Origin of the sequence: Nonomuraea jabiensis (genome assembly GCF_014204795.1) — a bacterium.
GTDB classification, from domain to species: Bacteria; Actinomycetota; Actinomycetes; order Streptosporangiales; family Streptosporangiaceae; genus Nonomuraea; species Nonomuraea jabiensis.
Genome location: NZ_JACHMB010000001.1, coordinates 3,305,494 through 3,321,535, shown reverse-complemented (window position 1 = coordinate 3,321,535; position 16,042 = coordinate 3,305,494). Strand labels below are relative to the sequence as shown.

The following is a 16,042-nucleotide window of genomic DNA, read 5'->3' as shown; positions in this document are numbered from 1 at the left end:
ACGAAACCTTTGAGAAGTCCACCGACGCCGGCTCGGGCGGACTTCGCGGAAACCTTGGAGGAGTCTTGACGACTGGCGTCGGATGCCACGCGGTGACCGTACCATAGGCAACGTTTTTCCCCTTCCGCTATGAAAGGCGAGGTCAATGAGGGAGAACCCCCTGGTCCTGCACGTATTGGGCGCTCGTCCCAATTTCGTGAAAGCGGCCCCGGTGGTCCGGGCACTCGGTGAACTCGGCGTGCGGCAGGGCATCATCCACACTGGTCAGCACTACGACGCGCTGATGTCCGACGTCTTCTTCGCCGACCTCGGCCTCCCCGAGCCCGTCGCGAACCTGGGGGTCGGCTCGGGCAGCCACGCCAAGCAGACCGCGGCCCTGCTCGTCGGCCTGGAGGAGGTCGTCCAGGAGCAGGAGCCGGACCTGGTCGTCGTCTACGGCGACGTGAACTCGACGCTGGCCGCGATCCTCGTCTGCGCCAAGCTGGGCGTCAGGACCGCGCACGTGGAGGCGGGGCTGCGCTCGTTCGACCGGGGCATGCCGGAGGAGGTCAACCGGGTCGTCACCGACGCGCTGGCCGATGTGCTCTTCGCCACCTCCCCCGAGGCCCTGGCCTACCTGGCGAACGAGGGCGTGCCCGCGTCCAAGGTGCACCTGGTGGGCAACCCCATGATCGACAGCCTGTACGCGGCGCTGCCCTCGCTGGACCCGGCGCCCGTCGTGGAGCGGCTGGCCATACCGGCTCGTTATGCCGTGGCGACCCTGCACCGGCCCGCGAACGTGGACACCCCCGAGGCCGCCAAGGAGCTCGTGGACGCGGTGCTGGAGGTCTCGCGCCAGATCCCGATCGTGGTGCCGGTCCACCCGCGCGGCAAGGCGCGCCTGGCCGAGGCGGGCCTGGTCGACGGGGAGTCGATCAAGGTCGTCGATCCGCTGGGCTATGTGGACTTTCTCTCACTCGTACGCGGTGCCGCGCTGGTGGTCACGGACTCCGGCGGCGTCCAGGAGGAGACGACCGTGCTGGGCGTCCCCTGCCTGACCCTGCGGCCCAACACCGAGCGGCCGATCACGATCACGCACGGCACGAACCGCCTGGTCACGCCGGCCCTCCTGCCGGCCGCCGCGGAGAAGGCGCTGGCCGACGGCGCCGCCACGCCGGCGGGCGAGCTGCCGGTGCTCTGGGACGGCCAGGCCGGGATGCGGATCGCGCGGGTGATCTCCGCCTGGCTGAAGGGTGACAACCTCGCCCCCGCCTCTCAGGCCAAACGCCCCGAATAGCGGCCTTATCCCCCTTAACATGACACGTACCTCCGCTAAGCGATAGGCGTATCACCATGGCCGAAACCCCCGAAGAGCCCACGTACCAGCGGCTCGGGCCCGTCAACTGGCTGCCCGAGGAGCGCAAGCTCATCGAGCGATTCGAGGCCGAGGTCAGGGAGCTGCGGCGGCGGCTGGAGATCGCCGAGGCCAAGGCCGCGTACGCGAGCTGGAAGCTGGAGGCCACGCAGGCGAAGCGGACGTACAAGCTGGGCGAGGCCCTGGGCTCGAAGAGCCCGGGGAAGATCGTCGAGGCGGTCCGGTCGAAGGAGAAGGCGCCGAAGCCGCCCATCCCGGTCTCCGAGGCGACCGAGCTCGCCAACCACCGGCCGCCGCTGGTCGAGGTGCCGGCGGTGAAATGGCCGAAGGGGCCGGTCAACAGGCCGGACCTGAAGGTCGCGGTGATCCTGGACGACTTCTCCCGGATGGCGTTCAAGTACGAGTGGGACCAGATCGAGTTCGGGCTCAAGGACTGGCCGGAGATCTTCGCCGAGAAGCGGCCCGACCTGCTGTTCTGCGAGTCGGCCTGGCACGGGAACCAGGGCCGCTGGCGCTACCAGATGACCGGCACCAACGCGCCCAAGGAGCCGCTGCGCGAGCTGGTGGCCTGGTGCAGGCGGGAGGGCATCCCGACGGTCTTCTGGAACAAGGAGGACCCGCCGAACTTCGACTTCTTCATCGACACGGCCAAGCTGTTCGACTACGTGTTCACCTGCGACGGCGACATGGTGCCGAAATATCGGGAAATTTTGGGACACGATCGGGTTGATGTGCTGCAGTTCGCCGCCCAGCCCCGCGTCCACAACCCGATCCAGCAGCGGCAGGGGCGCCTGCACGACGTGGTCTTCGCCGGGATGTACTTCCGCGACAAGCACCCCGAGCGCCGCGAGCAGATGGAGACCGTCATCGACCCGGTCAGGGAGCTGGGTCTGCACATCTTCGCGCGCAACGGCGAGGTGGACGAGAAGTACGCCTGGCCGGAGAAGTACCGGCCGCACATCGTGGGCGAGCTTCCCTACGACCAGATGCTGGCCGCGTACCGGATGTACAAGGTCTTCCTCAACGTCAACTCGGTGCTCGAGTCACCGACCATGTGCGCCCGCCGGGTCTTCGAGCTGTCCGCCTGCGCCACGCCCGTCGTGTCGGGGTGGTCGCGGGCCGTCGAGGAGACCTTCGGCGACCTCGTCCCCATCGCGCGCGAGCCGGTCGAGTCGTACAACCAGGTCCTGCACCTGATCAACAGCCCCGAGCTGCGGGCCAGGATGGGGCACCTGGCGATGCGGGAGGTCTTCGACAAGCACCTGTTCTCGCACCGCGTGGACCAGATCCTGCAGGACCTCGGGCACCAGGTGCAGCCCAGGTCGCGCTCGATCTCGGTTGTGCTGCCCACCAACCGCGCCTCCCAGATCGAGCACGCCATCTCCTCCGTGGCCCGCCAGATCCACCGGCCGCTCCAGCTCGTCATGGTGCTGCACGGGCTGGACATCGACCCGGTCGTGGTCGCCGACAAGGCTCGCATGGCGGGCATCACGGACGTCGTCGTCCTGCCCGCCGACGCCTCCCTGTCGCTCGGCGCCTGCATGAACCTGGGCATCGCGGCCGCCGAGGGCGACCTGATCGCCAAGATGGACGACGACAACCTGTACGGGGATCACTACCTGTCGGACCTGGTGCGCGCGTTCGACTACTCCGACGCCGAGCTGGTCGGCAAGGGGGCGCACTACGCGTACTTCGAGGGCAGCAACACGACCATGCTCCGCCTGCCGGGGCTGGAGCACCGCTACTCCTTCCTGGTCCAGGGCGGTACGTTCCTCGGCAAGGCGGACATGTTCCGCTCGTACGGCTTCGCGGACATCACCCGTGGCGAGGACACCCACCTGGTGCGCCGGCTGAAGGAGGACTCCGTCAAGATCTACTCGGCGGACCGCTTCAACTTCGTCTACTGGCGCAGCGCGGACGCGTCGATGCACACCTGGCAGGCCGACCACATCAAGCTGACCCGCAACGCCCAGTTCTCCTTCGTCGGCCGCCCCGACGACCACGTCCTGATCTGACGCACCTCGTCGGCCGGCGTCCCCCTGGGGGAAGCCCCGAGCAGACGGCGGCCGCGCAGGCGGTGCGGTCGGTGCCCCTGTCCCGAAGGACCCCGGCCGGAGTGCGGCGGGTCAGTGGGTGATCTGGGCCAGGTTCTGGTCAGCGAGGCGGGCGAGCTCGTAGAGCCCCTGCGGCTTCACCCGCTGCCCGACCACCAGCATGCTCATGATCAGCGTCCCCCGCCGGATCATGACCGACCCGATCTGCGCGTTCTTCTGATCCCCCGCCGCCGTCGTGAGGTAGGCCCGCGACTCGTCGCCCTTGGCCGGCATCGCGAGCATGCGCGTCCTGTAGGTGACCTGCGTACCGCTCACGTCCGCGGTGTACGAGGCGCACTCCTTGGGCAGCGGCGCGGGGAAGGCCTTCCTGGGCAGCGACACCACGGCCTGCGTGATCGAGCCGCGGTCGGCGGCGAAGGCGATGACGGCCGCCGGCGCCTGGGCGACGTCGGGCTTCTCGGCGTCGAGCTGGGCCGCGCCCGCGCACTCCGGCCGCTGCAGCTTGGCCGCGCGGACGGCCGCGAGGCCCTGCTGGGTGGACTTGAGCGAGCCGAACGAGCCCAGCTCGGGCCCGTACGCGACGTGCATGCCCTTGGGCACCGGCAGGAGGGCGGCGCGCAGCCTGGCCGACTCGGCGGACGCCTGCGGCGCGGACGACGCCGCGGCCGCGGGCGCCGCCGACGGGGCGTTGTCGGCGGAACATCCGGCAATGGCCAGCAAACCCATGAATATTCCGGAAATAGGCTTAAGCATTCGTCCTCCAATTCGCTCCAGCGGCATTGTCAAAACGCTAGAGGAATGGAAGACCGGACAGCCGGGTAACGTCGCTATTCGCGGGATTCAGCGGTTTTACGAACGATTTCCGGTTCGACGCCGTTTGGCGATCCGCCGTTGAGCAGGGCTCTGGCCAGGCCCAATCCGGCGCCCCCGAGCGTGAGCGCCTTGGCGAGCATTTCCTCGACGCCCTGGGCGCCGTTCAGCACCACCATGTGCTCGACGTTTCCGAACGCCTTCGAGCCGGCCTCGACGATTTCCGGCCAGCGCTCGGCGAGTTGCTGCGCGACGACCGCCTCCTGGTTGCTCGCCAGCGCCTCCGCGCGAGCCTTGATGGCCTCTGCCTGCGCCAGGCCCTTGGCCCGCGCGGCCTCGGCCTCCGCGATGCCGCGCAGCCTGGTCGCCTCCGACTCCGCCTCGCCGCGCAGCCTGATGCCCTCGGCCTCGGCCTGCGCCTCGGCGACCGCCGCGCGCCGCGCCGCCTCCGCGAGCGTGACCTGCTCGTACGCCCTGGCGTCCGCGGGCCTGCGCACCTCGCCCTCCAGCCGCTTCTCGGCGAGCAGGGCCTCGCGTTCCGCGGCGGTCGTCTGCTGGACCACGACCTCCTGGCGGGCGGTGGCCTCGGCCAGCGGGCCCGCCTGCTTGGCCATGGCCGCCGCCCGGTCGATCTCGGCCTGGTACCCGGCCTGCTGGATGCGGGCCTCGCGGACCGCGGCGGCCTTCTTGATGGCGGCCTCCTGCTCGGCGGCGTTGGCCTCCTGGTCGCGGTGGGCCTCGGCGATCCTGGCCAGCGAGGCCACGGCGGCCGCGTGCGGGCGGCCGAGGTTGGAAATGTAGCCGGTGGCGTCGTCGATCTCCTGGATCTGCAGGGAGTCCACGTTCAGGCCGAGCTTGCTCATCTCGTCGGCCGACGAGGTGCGGATCTCGTTGGTGAGCGCGTCCCGGTTGACGATCAGGTCCTCGACCGTCAGGTTGCCGATGATCGAGCGCAGGTGGCCCGAGAAGAGCTGGTGCGTCTTGTCGTCCACGGTCTTCTGCTGGTCGAGGAAGCGGCGGGCGGCGTTGGCGATGGAGACGAAGTCGTCGCCCACCTTGTAGATCACCACGCCGCGCACGTGCACCGGGATGCCCTGCTTGGTGACGCACTTGACCTCGAGCTGGGAGACGCGGCTGTCGAGCGACATGCGGCGCGCGGTCTGGAACCCCGGGACGACCAGCGCGCCCTTCCCCGTGACGATCTTGAAGCCGAGCGTCTCCCGGCCGCGGGCGCCCAGGCCCGAGATGAGGATCGCCTCGTTCGGCTCCGCGACCCGCCAGACCAGCTTGAACGCCACGACGGCGACGAAAGCGATGAGGGCGATGATGCCTGCGAGCATTAAGTCCATGACCGGCTCCGGGAGGACGTCGACGTATGAGTCGCCGACCAGACTTCCCGGCTCGCCCCATTAGAAGGTACGCCCGATCAAGGCGCTTTACTAGATATTTCCGGTTCCTTCCCATTGGGAGTGGCGCCGTTGAGCAGGGCCCTGGCCAGGCCGATCCCGGCGCCGCCCAGCGTGAGGGCCTTGGCCAGCAGTTCCTCGACGCCCTGGGCGCCGTTCAGCACGACCATGTGGTCCACGTTCCCGAACGCCTTCGCGCCCGCCTCCACGATCTCCGGCCAGCGCTCGGCGAGCTGCTGGGCGATGACCGCCTCCTGGTTCTCCTTGAGCGCCTGGGCGCGCGCCCTGATCGCCTGGGCCTCCGCCAGGCCCTTGGCCGACGACGCCTCCGCCTCGGCCAGGCCCAGCGCCTTGGCGGCCTCCGCCTGGGCCAGACCGCGGGCCTGCGCGGCCTGGGCCTCCGCCTCGCCGGCGATCTTCGTGGCGGCTCCGGCGGCCTCGCCGCGCAGCCGTACCGACTCGGCCTCGGCCGCGGCGGCCAGCTTGACCTGGGAGGCCTGCGCGGCGGCGCGCAGCTCGGTCTCCCTGGCCTCGGCCTCGGCCTGCGCGATGCGGGCGTCGCGCTCGGCCTGGGAGAGCGTGACGGTCTCGTACGCCTTGGCGTCGGCGGGCTTGCGCACCTGCGACTGCAGCCGCTGCTCGGCGAGCTTGGCCTCCAGCTCGGCGGCCTTCGTCTCCTGGACCACCACCTCCTGGCGGGCGGTCGCCTCCGACAGCGGCCCCGCCTGGCGGGCGGTGGCCTGGGCCCGGTCGATCTCGGCCTGGTAGGAGGCCTCCTTGATGCGGGAGTCACGGCGGGCGGCGGCCATGTTCGCGGCGGCGATCTGCTCGGCCTCGGTGGCCTCCTGGTCGCGCTGGGCCTGGGCGATGCGGGCGGTGGAGGCGACCTTGGCGGCGTGCGGCTTGCCGAGGTTGACGATGTAGCCGGTCTCGTCGTCGATCTCCTGGATCTGCAGGGAGTCGACGATCAGACCCAGCTTGCTCATCTCGTCGGCGGCCGAGGCCCTGGTCTCGCTGGTCAGGCGCTCGCGGTTGAGGATGAGGTCCTCGATGGTGAGGTTGCCGATGATCGAGCGCAGGTGGCCGGTGAACAGCTCGTGGATGGCGCTCGTCATGAAGTCCTGCTGGTCGAGGAAGCGGCGGGCGGCGTTGGCGATGGAGGACAGGTCGTCGCCGACCTTGTAGATGACCACGCCGCGGATGTGCACGGGGATGCCCTGCTGGGTGACGCAGGAGACCTGGAGGTTGGCGGCCCTGGTGTCCAGCCGCAGCCGCCTGGCCGCCTGGAACCCGGGCAGCACGGCCGTGCCCTTGCCGGTGATGATCTTGAAGCCCAGGCTGTCCACGCCCTCGCCACGGCGGCGGGCGCCCAGCCCGGAGATGATCAGGGCCTCGTTGGGTTCGGCGACCCGCCACACGGCCTTGAACAGCAGGATGATGACGACTGCGGCGGCGACGATGCCGCCGGCGGCGATGGAGAACTCGGGGGACATCGGAGCCGCCTCCCTCAGACGAGCGCCCTGGCCACATAGACGGTCCGCGGGGGGAAGTACTCGACCACGACCACGATGGATCCGGTCAGGAACTCCTCGTCGGGCACGCTGGGATGTGCGTAGAACGCCTCCACGCCGCCCCTGACCGGGATCATGACCTCGCCGACGAGCCCTGGGCCGATCTTTCCCGTGACCCTGCCCTGCTTGCCGACCACCGGACTCCCCCCGCTCGCGATAGTCCGGACGCTACTCCAAACGGGCATGCGCGGTAATAGGCCGCACGAAAGATTCCGGCGGGCCCAGACATACGGACATTCGGGACGATTGGCGCTTGGGACGACGGTTGACGCCTGGGGAACGGGGTATTCGCGGTTCGACGGTTTGGGCTCGGCCTGGCGGCGCCGTCACGGCGGCCCTCCGCGCTGTGGAGGTGAAGGCGCTGTGAAGCTGTGGCTGCGGGTCTTCCTGATCGGGTTCGTCTTGTGGCTGGCCAGCGTCGCGGTCACCGCCTGGACGGCCAACTCCAACCTCGTGCCGACCGTGGTGCTGTTCGGCAGCTTCCTGGTGCCCGTGACGTTCGTCGTCTGGGCCTACGGGCGCGACCGCTCGCCGCAGGTGACGGTCGAGATGCTGTTCGTGGCGTTCGTGGTGGGCGGCGTGCTGGGCGTGCTCGGCGCCTCCCTCCTCGAGAGCCTGCTGATCCGGCCGTCGATCATCATGTACGTCCTCGTCGGCCTCATCGAGGAGGGCGTGAAGCTCGGCGCGCTGGTGTTCGTCACCAGGAGGATGGTCCGGCGCTCCGCCCGGGACGGCATCGTGCTCGGCGCCACCGTCGGCTTCGGCTTCGCCGCGTTCGAGAGCGCCGGGTACGCCTTCAACGCCCTCTTCACCGCCGACGGCCTGTCGCTGTCGCAGCTCGTCGAGACCGAGGTGCTGCGCGGCATCCTGTCGCCCGTCGGGCACGGCCTGTGGACGGCCATCGCGGGCGGCGTGCTCTTCGCGGCGCGCGGCCGGATCACCGGCTCCGTCGTCCTGGCCTATCTCGGCGTCTCGTTGCTGCACGCCCTCTGGGACTCCATGACCGCCATCGCGATCGCGATCACGCTCGTGCTGACCGGCCTGCCCTGGCAGTGGGAGCTCCTGCGCATCGGCCGGGTCCCGAACGTGAGCGCGTGGCAGGTGCACGTGTACACCGTGATCAACTGGGCGGGCCTCATCACGATCTCCCTGGTAGCGCTGCTGTGGCTGCGGACGATCGCCGGCAGGGCGCGTCGCGGGCGCGAGATCTTGTCCCAATAATCACGGTAATGAACCTGTTCCTCCCACTGCGCCGGAACCATAAACGGTGCTAGTCTCCTATGCGATCTTCCGGAGGTGTATTTACACAAGGTGTGGAAATGCCCCCGACTCGAGGTTGGGACATGGGCTCGCGAAACCGGTCAATTCGGTTCAAGATCTTCTTATTGTTGTTGCTACCCCTTCTGTCTCTGAGCGCGCTCTGGGGTTTCGTCCTCAACCTCACCATGGGCGACGCCCAGTCACTGCTCCGCGCGAACACGCTCTATCGGACCCTCGGCGTCACCTCCACCGACCTGGGACTACAGCTGCAGGCCGAGCGGGTGCGCTCCGCGGAGACGCTCACTACGCGTAAGCTCACCTCGGTGCTCAGCGCCCAGCGCGCCCGCACCGACCGGTCGGTCACCGACTTCAAGCTGGCCGTCATGGAGGCCGGCGGCTCGGTCGGCGACGACCTGCGGCTGCCGCTCGACACCCTCGAATCCGCCGTCGGCCGTCTCCCGGCGATCAGGGCCGACATCGACGGGGGCCTCGGCTCCCGGCTGGCCGGGCTGAACGCGTACAACCGCATCCTCGACGCGATCTTCACCCTCTACGACCACCTGGTCTCCGTCTCCGACCTGACGATCTTCCAGCAGGCGTCCTCGCTGCAGGCCATGGGCATGGCCAGGGAGTACATCGCCAGGGAGCACGCGCTCGTCATCGGGGCGCTGGCCGACCGCCGGCTCACCCCGCCCGAGGTCTCCGCCTTCACCGAGTACGCCGCCTCCAGGAAGTTCCTGCACTCGCGCGGCCTGGCCGGGCTCGACGTGTCGCTGCGCCGGCCGTACGAGCAGGTCTTCGCCTCCGAGCCGTTCCAGACCTTCGCCACCCTGGAAGCGCGGATCATCAAGACCGGCAGCCCGCCCCCCACCGCCGAGGGCTGGACCGAGGCCGTCGACAAGCTCACCGCACGGCTCGACCAGCTCGGCTCCTCCTCCGCCGGCGTGCTGGCCACGCGCACGTCCGAGGCCGCGACCTCCACCGTCGTCAAGATCTCCATCGCGGGCGGCGTGGGCTTGATCGCCGTGCTCGCCTCGATCATCATCTCTGTACGCTTCGGCCGCCGCCTGGCCGGCGAGCTGGCCGGGCTGCGTACCGCCGCGATCGAGCTGTCGCAGAGCCGGCTGCCCGACATCGTCGAGCGGCTGCGCAAGGGCGAGGAGGTCGACGTGCGGAAGGAGGCCAAGGCGATCAGGGTGCACGGTTCCGCCGAGATCACCGACGTCGCCAGGGCCTTCGGCTCCGTGCAGCGCACCGCCGTCACGGCGGCGGTCGGCCAGGCCGCGATGCGGCGCGGGGTCGGTCAGGTCTTCCTCAACCTCGCCCGGCGCAAGCAGGGTCTGCTGCACCGGCAGCTCTCGCTGCTGGACGCCATGCAGCGCCGTACGCACGACCCCGACCGGCTCGAGGAGCTCTTCCGCCTCGACCACCTGACCACCCGCATGCGCCGGCACGCGGAGAGCCTGATGATCCTCTCCGGGTCCGCGCCGGGACGGGCCTGGCGCAAGCCGGTGCCCGTGATCGACATCGTCCGCGCGGCCATCGCCGAGATCGAGGACTACACCAGGGTCACCGTCGAGGGCATGCCGGTCGCCGCGGTCGACGGCACCGCCGCCGCCGACCTCACCCACCTGGTGGCCGAGCTGGTCGAGAACGCCACCATCTACTCGCCGCCGGACACCACGGTCCAGGTGCGCGGCGACCTGGTGAGCAACGGATACGTCATCGAGGTGGAGGACCGGGGGCTCGGGCTGTCGGTCGCCGAGTACTCGGCGTTCAACACGCGGATGGCCGCGCCGCCGGAGTTCGACCTGGCCGACAGCGACAGGCTGGGCCTGTTCGTGGTGGCCAAGCTGGCGGAACGGTACGGGATCAAGGTGCTGCTGCGGGCCTCGCCCTTCGGCGGGACGACGGCCATCGTGCTCGTGCCGCGTTCGATGGTGACCGAGCAGGCGGCGCTGGAGGCGGGCGACGTCGACGGCAAGGCCGATCTGCCGAGCCGTACGCGCAAGAAGGCGCTCGCCGTGGTGACCTCGGGCACCCACGCGGGACTGCCCAGACGGGTGCGCCAGGCCAACCTGGTGCCGCAGCTCAAGGAGAGCCCGCCGCTCGGGCAGGAGCGGGCTCCCGAACAGGAGCCGAGCGGGCAGGAGCCCCGTGGGCAGCAGCCGCGTGGGCAGGAGCCGCCGCCCGAACGCTCTCCGGACGAGGTAAGGGACTTGTTCTCCGCGTTCCAGCGGGGGACCCAACGCGCCCGAGAAGAAGCCTCTGAGGAGGGGCCATGAGTAAGGGGGATGCATGACTTTGCCGACCACCAACGCCGGTGAGCTCAACTGGCTGCTGGACGATCTTGCCACCAGGGTCGCCGCGGTGCGCCAGGCCGTCATCTTGTCGACCGACGGCCTGGCGGTGGGTCACTCGAAGGGTCTGACCCGGGAGGACGCCGAGCACCTGTCGGCCGTGGCGGCCGGGTTCCAGAGCCTGGCCCGTGGCACCGGACGCCATTTCGGCGGCGGCGACGTGCGTCAGACCATTGTGGAGATGGAGTCGGCCTTCCTGTTCGTGACAGCCGCGGGACAGGGCACCTGCCTGGCCGTGATCGCCGATGCGAACGTGGACGTCGGCCACATCGCCTACGAGATGGCGATGCTGGTCAAGCGGGTGGGCCAGCACATCACCACCAATCCGCGCGCTGGAGCGTCATGAGCGATAGCCCGCAGTGGTTCGATGAGGACGCGGGGCCCGTCGTTCGGCCCTATGCTCTCATCCGCGGCCGTACGCGTTCCTCAGGGGACGCGTTCGACCTCGTGGCAACCGTGCGCGCCATCGGCGACCCGCCTGGCGAGCTCGGCCCCGAACAGCAACTCATCCTGCGGGCAGCACGTAATCCGATCTCGGTGGCCGACCTGGCCGTCGAGCTCGACCTGCCCGTCGGCGTCGTCCGGGTCCTGCTGGGCGACATGCGTGACCACGGCCTCATCTCGGTGTCGTCGCCCTCATCCGGAGGGTCGCGGTCGAATGAGCGCATTCTCAAGGAAGTGATCAATGGACTCCGTGCTCTCTGAGGACCCCGTCGCGCTGAAGATTCTCATCGCAGGGGGGTTCGGCGTCGGCAAGACCACACTGGTCGGGGCGGTCAGCGAGATCAAGCCGCTGCGCACGGAAGAGGTGCTCTCCGACCGTGGGATCGGAATCGACGACCTCGACGGCGTGGAGGCCAAGAACACCACGACCGTGGCGATGGACTTCGGCCGCATCACGATCCGCGACGGGCTGGTCGTGTACCTGTTCGGGACGCCCGGGCAGGAGCGGTTCTGGTTCATGTGGGACGAGCTGTCCTACGGCGCGCTGGGCGCCGTCGTGATCGCGGACACGCGGCGGCTGACCGACTGCTTCCCGTCCGTCGACTACTTCGAGCAGCGCGGCACGCCGTTCGTGGTGGCCGTCAACTGCTTCGACGGGGCGGCGCGGCACAGCGTCGAGGACGTGCGCATCGCGCTCGACCTGGACGACGACGTGCCGGTCATGCTGTGCGACGTGCGGCGGCGCACCTCCGCCAAGGAAGTCATGATCGCCCTCGTGGAGCACTCCCTGCGGACGCTGACCTCGGCGAACTAGAGCGCCCTGAGGCCGTTGATCACCTCTCGGAGCAGGCTCTCCGTGGGCGTCGCGGCCTTGTCGCGCGGCGGGCGGACCGTGACCAGTCCGTGGTCGAGCAGGTCGCCCAGCAGCACTCTCACGACGCCGACGGGCAGGCTCAGATCCGAGGCGACCTCGGCGACGGGCCTGGACTGACCTGCCACGACGCTCAGCAGCCGCCGGTGCTGAGCGCTGAGCTCCGCCTTGGCCGGGACGGGCAGCCCCGTCCCGGCGACGGTCGCCAGCAGGTCGAGCGCGTTGGAGGACGTGGGCCTGGTACGCCCACGCGCGACCGCGTACGGCCGCACCACGGGACCCGCCTCCTCATCGACCCACTCGTGCTCGCCGCTCACGATTGAGATCCCCCATCCTGGTCACTGGCGTCCTGCCGCCCGCGCTGCCAGCCCGACTGGAGCGAGGAGAGCAGCGCCCGGGCCTCCTCCGGTGAGCGCTCCTCGGCCGGCGGCGCTGGTGGCGGCGTCTGCTTGAGCCGCTGCGGCAGGCCCGCCTGCCGCTCGCGCTGCGGCAGGCCCGTCTCCCGCTGCCGCTCGCGCTGCGGCAGCCCCGTCTCCCGCTCGCGCTGGGGCAACCCCGTCTCCCGCTCGCGCTGGGGCAGGCCCGTCTCCCGCTGCCGCTGGCGGCGCGGCAGGTCGGGCTCCTGCTGCTGCGGGAGGGCGGTCACCGGGTCGCTGCCCGTCTGCTGCTGGGGCACGGCCACGGGGCCGCTCCCGCCCGCCTGCTGGCCCCGTTTGCTGGTACGGACCCGGCGCGGCAGCTCGCCCGGCCCCGTGGGCTCCTGCCGGACCTCACCGCGGCCGAGCACCGAGACCGAGACGGACTCGAAGGCCATCGGCTGCACCGGGGTCGCCATGGGCTCCACCAGGGAGCCGGGCACGAGCACGATGGCGGTGGTGCCGCCGTACGGCGAGGGCTTGAGCGTCACCTTGACGCCGTGCCTGGCCGCGAGCATGCCGACCACCGCGAAGCCCAGCCGCTCGGTCTGGGAGGGGTCGAACTCCTGCGGGTTGGCCAGGCGCGCGTTGATGCCCCTGCGGGTGGCCTCGTCCATGCCCAGGCCGCGGTCCTCGATCTCGACGGCGAAGCCCCGGCCGACCATCTCACCGCGTACGGAGACCTCGTTGCTGGGCGAGGAGAAGGAGGCGGCGTTCTCGATCAGCTCGGCGAACAGGTGCATGAGGTCGGCCACCGCCGCGCCCGAGACGCCGCACTCGGTCATCGGGTAGACGCGTACCCGGGTGTACTCCTCGACCTGGGCCGCCGCGCCGCTGAGCACGTCCTCGATCGGGATGACGCCGCGCCACCTGCGGCCCGCCGCGCCACCCGAGAGCAGCACCAGGCCCTCGGCGTGGCGGCGCATGCGGGTGGTCAGGTGGTCGAGCCTGAACAGGCGCTCCAGCGCCTCCGGGTCCTCCGTCTGGCGCTGCATCTCGTCGAGCATCTTGAGCTGGCGCTGCAGCAGCGACTGGCTGCGCCGGGCGAGGTTGCGCAGCGCCTGCGACACGCCCTCGCGCAGCCTGGCCTGCTCGACGGCCGCGTCCACGGCCGTGCTCTGCACGCTGTCGAACGCCGCGGCCAGGTCGGTGACCTCGCTGGTCGCGCCGCGGCCCACCGTGATGGGCGGCGCCTCGGTGGCGATGTCCACGCTCTCGCCCTTGCGCAGCTTCGTCACGACCTCCGGCAGCCTGATCTCGGCCAGGTCCAGCGCGGTACGGCGCAGCGTCCGCAGCTCGCGGGTGAGCCTGCGGCCGACCTTGATCGAGATGACGATGGAGAAGATGACGGCGATGAGGCCGAGCGCGCCCGCGACGGCGGCCCGCACCAGGATGCCCAGGCCCGCGGGCTCCATCCTGGCCAGCAGCTTGTCGCCGGTGCGCCAGACGGCCTCACGGTATTCCTTCTGCACCTGCTCGGAGACGCCCCGCCACAGCTCGACGTCCACCGGCTGGCCGGAGATGTAGCTCTCCAGCAGGTTCTCCATGGTGCCGTAGCGCGGGGAGTAGTACAGCTTCTCGAACGGGGCCCGCAGCTCGGTGTCGAGGTTGGCCAGGGCCTTGGGGAACAGGTACGTCCTGGTGTTGTCCAGGCCGGCCAGCAGGTGGAGGTCGGAGTGCATGGTCATCCGGCCGTTGCCGGCGACGATCAGGGCGTGCTCCCGGCTCAGCAGCTCGCGTACCTCGTCAGCGGCGATCAGGCCCTGCGCCTGGAGCGCCATCTGGAGGTCGGTGCTGACCATCATCCTGGAGTACAGCAGGTGGATCTCGTCGGAGACCTTCGCGTACTCGGTGACGAGGGTGCCGGGGGTGAGCTTGCGGTCGTCCACCTTGCTGCGGATGTCCGGGATCCGGTTGATCGCCTCGAAGACGTTCTGGAGCTGGGTCTTCATGTCCTGCGTGAGCGCCGACTGCACGTCCTCGGACATGGCGCGCTCGCGCAGCGTCTTGCGGTTGTTGTCGACCTTGGCCCGCGCCTTGTTCAGCGCGTCGGGGTCCGTGACGGTGCCCGCGATCCGCTCGGCGGAGGCCAGCCGCTCGGTCTGGAGGTTGGAGATCAGGCCGTCGGCGTTGTTGATGACGCCCGTCCAGATGGTCTCGACCTTGAGCAGGTTGAGCGCGTCTCCCGACGTGGTGCTCGCGGCGAAGCCCCAGAGTGCGACCAGGGAGACCAAGGGGATGACGAGCAGCGTCGAGATCTTGAATCTGATGGATCTGCCCGATGCCATGACACCTGCTCCCGGATAGAAGATCGCGGGAGAGAATAGCATCGAAACAGGTGGTTTTAAGATCGACTTGCGATAAATCTGTGATATGTCAGGAAATCTGCATGTTGTGCACGGGCCGCGCGGCTGACCGGACGCCAGGTCAGCCAGGCCAGCCACGCGGCCAGAACGCCCAGCAAGGTCACCTCGGCGCCCAGCAGCAACCGCTCGACGAGCCCGATCATCACCCGCTCGCCGGGCAGGGCCACGTACGTGATCGCCAGCAGCCCGAACCCCCCGGCCAGGGCCACCCACTCGACCACCCGCGCCACGGGCTTCCAGCGGGCGTCTGAGCCCAGTCTGGGCACCATCAGCGCCCCGGCGGCGGGCAGGCTCACGAACGCCGCCACGGACACGTACCGGTGGATCTGGGCCGCGAGGTCGAGATCCGCCCCGAGGGGCGTGGTCGGGACCACGGCCGCCACGACCAGGGCCCCGGACCACACCCCCAGCAACCACTGAGGCATCCCCCGCACCGGCGCCCCGGCCGCCCGCAACCCCACGAGCAGCGCCAGGGACCCCAGCCCGAGCACCGCCATGGCGACCTCCGTGACGCCCCCGCGGTCGGACACGGCGTATTCGCTGACGGTGACGTTCATGGGGTCGAGCTGAGGGTCGGGCCCGAACTGCCCGACCAGCACGGCGACCACCGAGAACAGGATCGCGGCGCAGGCGATCAGGGGGGAGAGCCTCTTCACTGCGGTCATGAAGCAACTCTCCCGCCGGGGACGGGTGTTTAACATCGGGCCCTGTCCCCGAGCCGACCCTGACCCGACCCTGAGAGGTGGTTACGGCTGGATGACCGACAGCACGTTGCCGGCCGGGTCCGTGAACCAGGCGATGGGGCCGCCTTCACCGCGCATGACGCCCTTCGCGTCCTGCGGGAAGCCCTCGTAGCGCTCGAAGCGCACCCCTCGCCCCGCCAGCTCGTCCACCGCCTTGTCGATGTCCTCGACCGGGAAGTTGAGGATCGTGAACGTGGCCGGGGTGTGCTGCTCCTTCGGGTAGATCAGGATGTCGGTGCCCCCGGCGATGTGGAGCGTCAGCATCCCGCGCTCCTCCGACACCCGCAGCCCCAGGGTCTCCCCGTAGAACTGCCTGGCCGCCGCGATGTCGTTCACCGAGAAACCGCTGAACGCCTTCGTCGTCCCGAACATGATCGCCTCCCCCGA

Annotated in this window: 15 protein-coding genes; 7 read left to right on the top strand and 8 right to left on the bottom strand. The window is 69.9% G+C overall.

Translation table 11 applies throughout. The features are described 5' to 3' along the window. Window positions 1–145 precede the first annotated feature (145 nt). Together wecB and HD596_RS14885 are read left to right on the top strand one after the other, a co-directional pair. Window positions 146–1,276: a non-hydrolyzing UDP-N-acetylglucosamine 2-epimerase gene (gene wecB / locus HD596_RS14890; RefSeq protein WP_185069814.1), complete on the top strand. Its 1,131-nt coding sequence runs from the start codon at window positions 146–148 to the stop codon at window positions 1,274–1,276. 56 nt (window positions 1,277–1,332) lie between these two features. Beyond that, window positions 1,333–3,369 carry a glycosyltransferase family protein gene (locus HD596_RS14885; RefSeq protein WP_185069813.1) on the top strand — a complete coding sequence of 679 codons (2,037 nt, stop codon included), beginning with the start codon at window positions 1,333–1,335 and terminating at the stop codon, window positions 3,367–3,369. Between the two features lie 111 nt (window positions 3,370–3,480). Here HD596_RS14885 and HD596_RS14880 read toward each other — a convergent pair whose 3' ends face one another. From HD596_RS14880 to HD596_RS14865, 4 genes are all read right to left on the bottom strand, one after another. Continuing rightward, window positions 3,481–4,128 (bottom strand): hypothetical protein, encoded by a 648-nt coding sequence (locus tag HD596_RS14880; RefSeq protein ID WP_221519329.1) that lies wholly within the window; start codon window positions 4,126–4,128, stop codon window positions 3,481–3,483. Between the two features lie 107 nt (window positions 4,129–4,235). Further along, window positions 4,236–5,567, bottom strand: coding sequence for a flotillin family protein (locus HD596_RS14875; RefSeq protein ID WP_221519328.1), 1,332 nt, complete (start codon window positions 5,565–5,567; stop codon window positions 4,236–4,238). Window positions 5,568–5,644: 77 nt separating this feature from the next. Next, window positions 5,645–7,117 (bottom strand): SPFH domain-containing protein, encoded by a 1,473-nt coding sequence (locus tag HD596_RS14870; RefSeq protein ID WP_185069811.1) that lies wholly within the window; start codon window positions 7,115–7,117, stop codon window positions 5,645–5,647. A gap of 14 nt (window positions 7,118–7,131) precedes the next feature. Further along, on the bottom strand, window positions 7,132–7,332 hold the full coding sequence (locus HD596_RS14865) for an NfeD C-terminal domain-containing protein (RefSeq protein ID WP_185069810.1): 201 nt from the start codon (window positions 7,330–7,332) through the stop codon (window positions 7,132–7,134). A 226-nt stretch (window positions 7,333–7,558) separates the two neighbouring features. On the opposite strand from HD596_RS14865, the gene HD596_RS14860 reads away from it, so the two are divergent. From HD596_RS14860 to HD596_RS14840, 5 genes are all read left to right on the top strand, one after another. Further along, window positions 7,559–8,416 (top strand): PrsW family intramembrane metalloprotease, encoded by an 858-nt coding sequence (locus HD596_RS14860; RefSeq protein ID WP_313044083.1) that lies wholly within the window; start codon window positions 7,559–7,561, stop codon window positions 8,414–8,416. A gap of 167 nt (window positions 8,417–8,583) precedes the next feature. Beyond that, window positions 8,584–10,740 carry a sensor histidine kinase gene (locus tag HD596_RS14855; protein WP_185069808.1) on the top strand — a complete coding sequence of 719 codons (2,157 nt, stop codon included), beginning with the start codon at window positions 8,584–8,586 and terminating at the stop codon, window positions 10,738–10,740. A 13-nt stretch (window positions 10,741–10,753) separates the two neighbouring features. Next, complete coding sequence (locus HD596_RS14850) at window positions 10,754–11,161, top strand: roadblock/LC7 domain-containing protein (RefSeq protein WP_185069807.1); 408 nt, start codon at window positions 10,754–10,756, stop codon at window positions 11,159–11,161. Beyond that, a complete protein-coding gene (locus tag HD596_RS14845) occupies window positions 11,158–11,520 on the top strand; it encodes a DUF742 domain-containing protein (RefSeq protein WP_185069806.1) in 363 nt (120 codons plus the stop codon). Before HD596_RS14850 ends, HD596_RS14845 begins: the two co-directional genes overlap by 4 nt. After that, window positions 11,501–12,073, top strand: a complete 573-nt coding sequence (locus HD596_RS14840; protein WP_185069805.1) for a GTP-binding protein — start codon at window positions 11,501–11,503, stop codon at window positions 12,071–12,073. Before HD596_RS14845 ends, HD596_RS14840 begins: the two co-directional genes overlap by 20 nt. On the opposite strand, the gene HD596_RS14835 is transcribed toward HD596_RS14840, so the two are convergent. The 4 genes from HD596_RS14835 to HD596_RS14820 all read right to left on the bottom strand — a co-directional run bounded on the left by HD596_RS14835 (window position 12,070) and on the right by HD596_RS14820 (window position 16,027). Continuing rightward, complete coding sequence (locus HD596_RS14835) at window positions 12,070–12,447, bottom strand: DUF742 domain-containing protein (RefSeq protein WP_185069804.1); 378 nt, start codon at window positions 12,445–12,447, stop codon at window positions 12,070–12,072. The two genes, HD596_RS14840 and HD596_RS14835, sit on opposite strands and share 4 nt — an antisense overlap. Beyond that, window positions 12,444–14,834: a sensor histidine kinase gene (locus HD596_RS14830; RefSeq protein ID WP_185069803.1), complete on the bottom strand. Its 2,391-nt coding sequence runs from the start codon at window positions 14,832–14,834 to the stop codon at window positions 12,444–12,446. The genes HD596_RS14835 and HD596_RS14830 overlap by 4 nt, the downstream gene beginning before the upstream one ends. 56 nt (window positions 14,835–14,890) lie before the next feature. Next, a complete protein-coding gene (locus tag HD596_RS14825) occupies window positions 14,891–15,577 on the bottom strand; it encodes a DUF998 domain-containing protein (RefSeq protein ID WP_185069802.1) in 687 nt (228 codons plus the stop codon). Window positions 15,578–15,658: 81 nt separating this feature from the next. Next, window positions 15,659–16,027 carry a VOC family protein gene (locus tag HD596_RS14820; protein WP_185069801.1) on the bottom strand — a complete coding sequence of 123 codons (369 nt, stop codon included), beginning with the start codon at window positions 16,025–16,027 and terminating at the stop codon, window positions 15,659–15,661. Window positions 16,028–16,042: the final 15 nt, after the last annotated feature.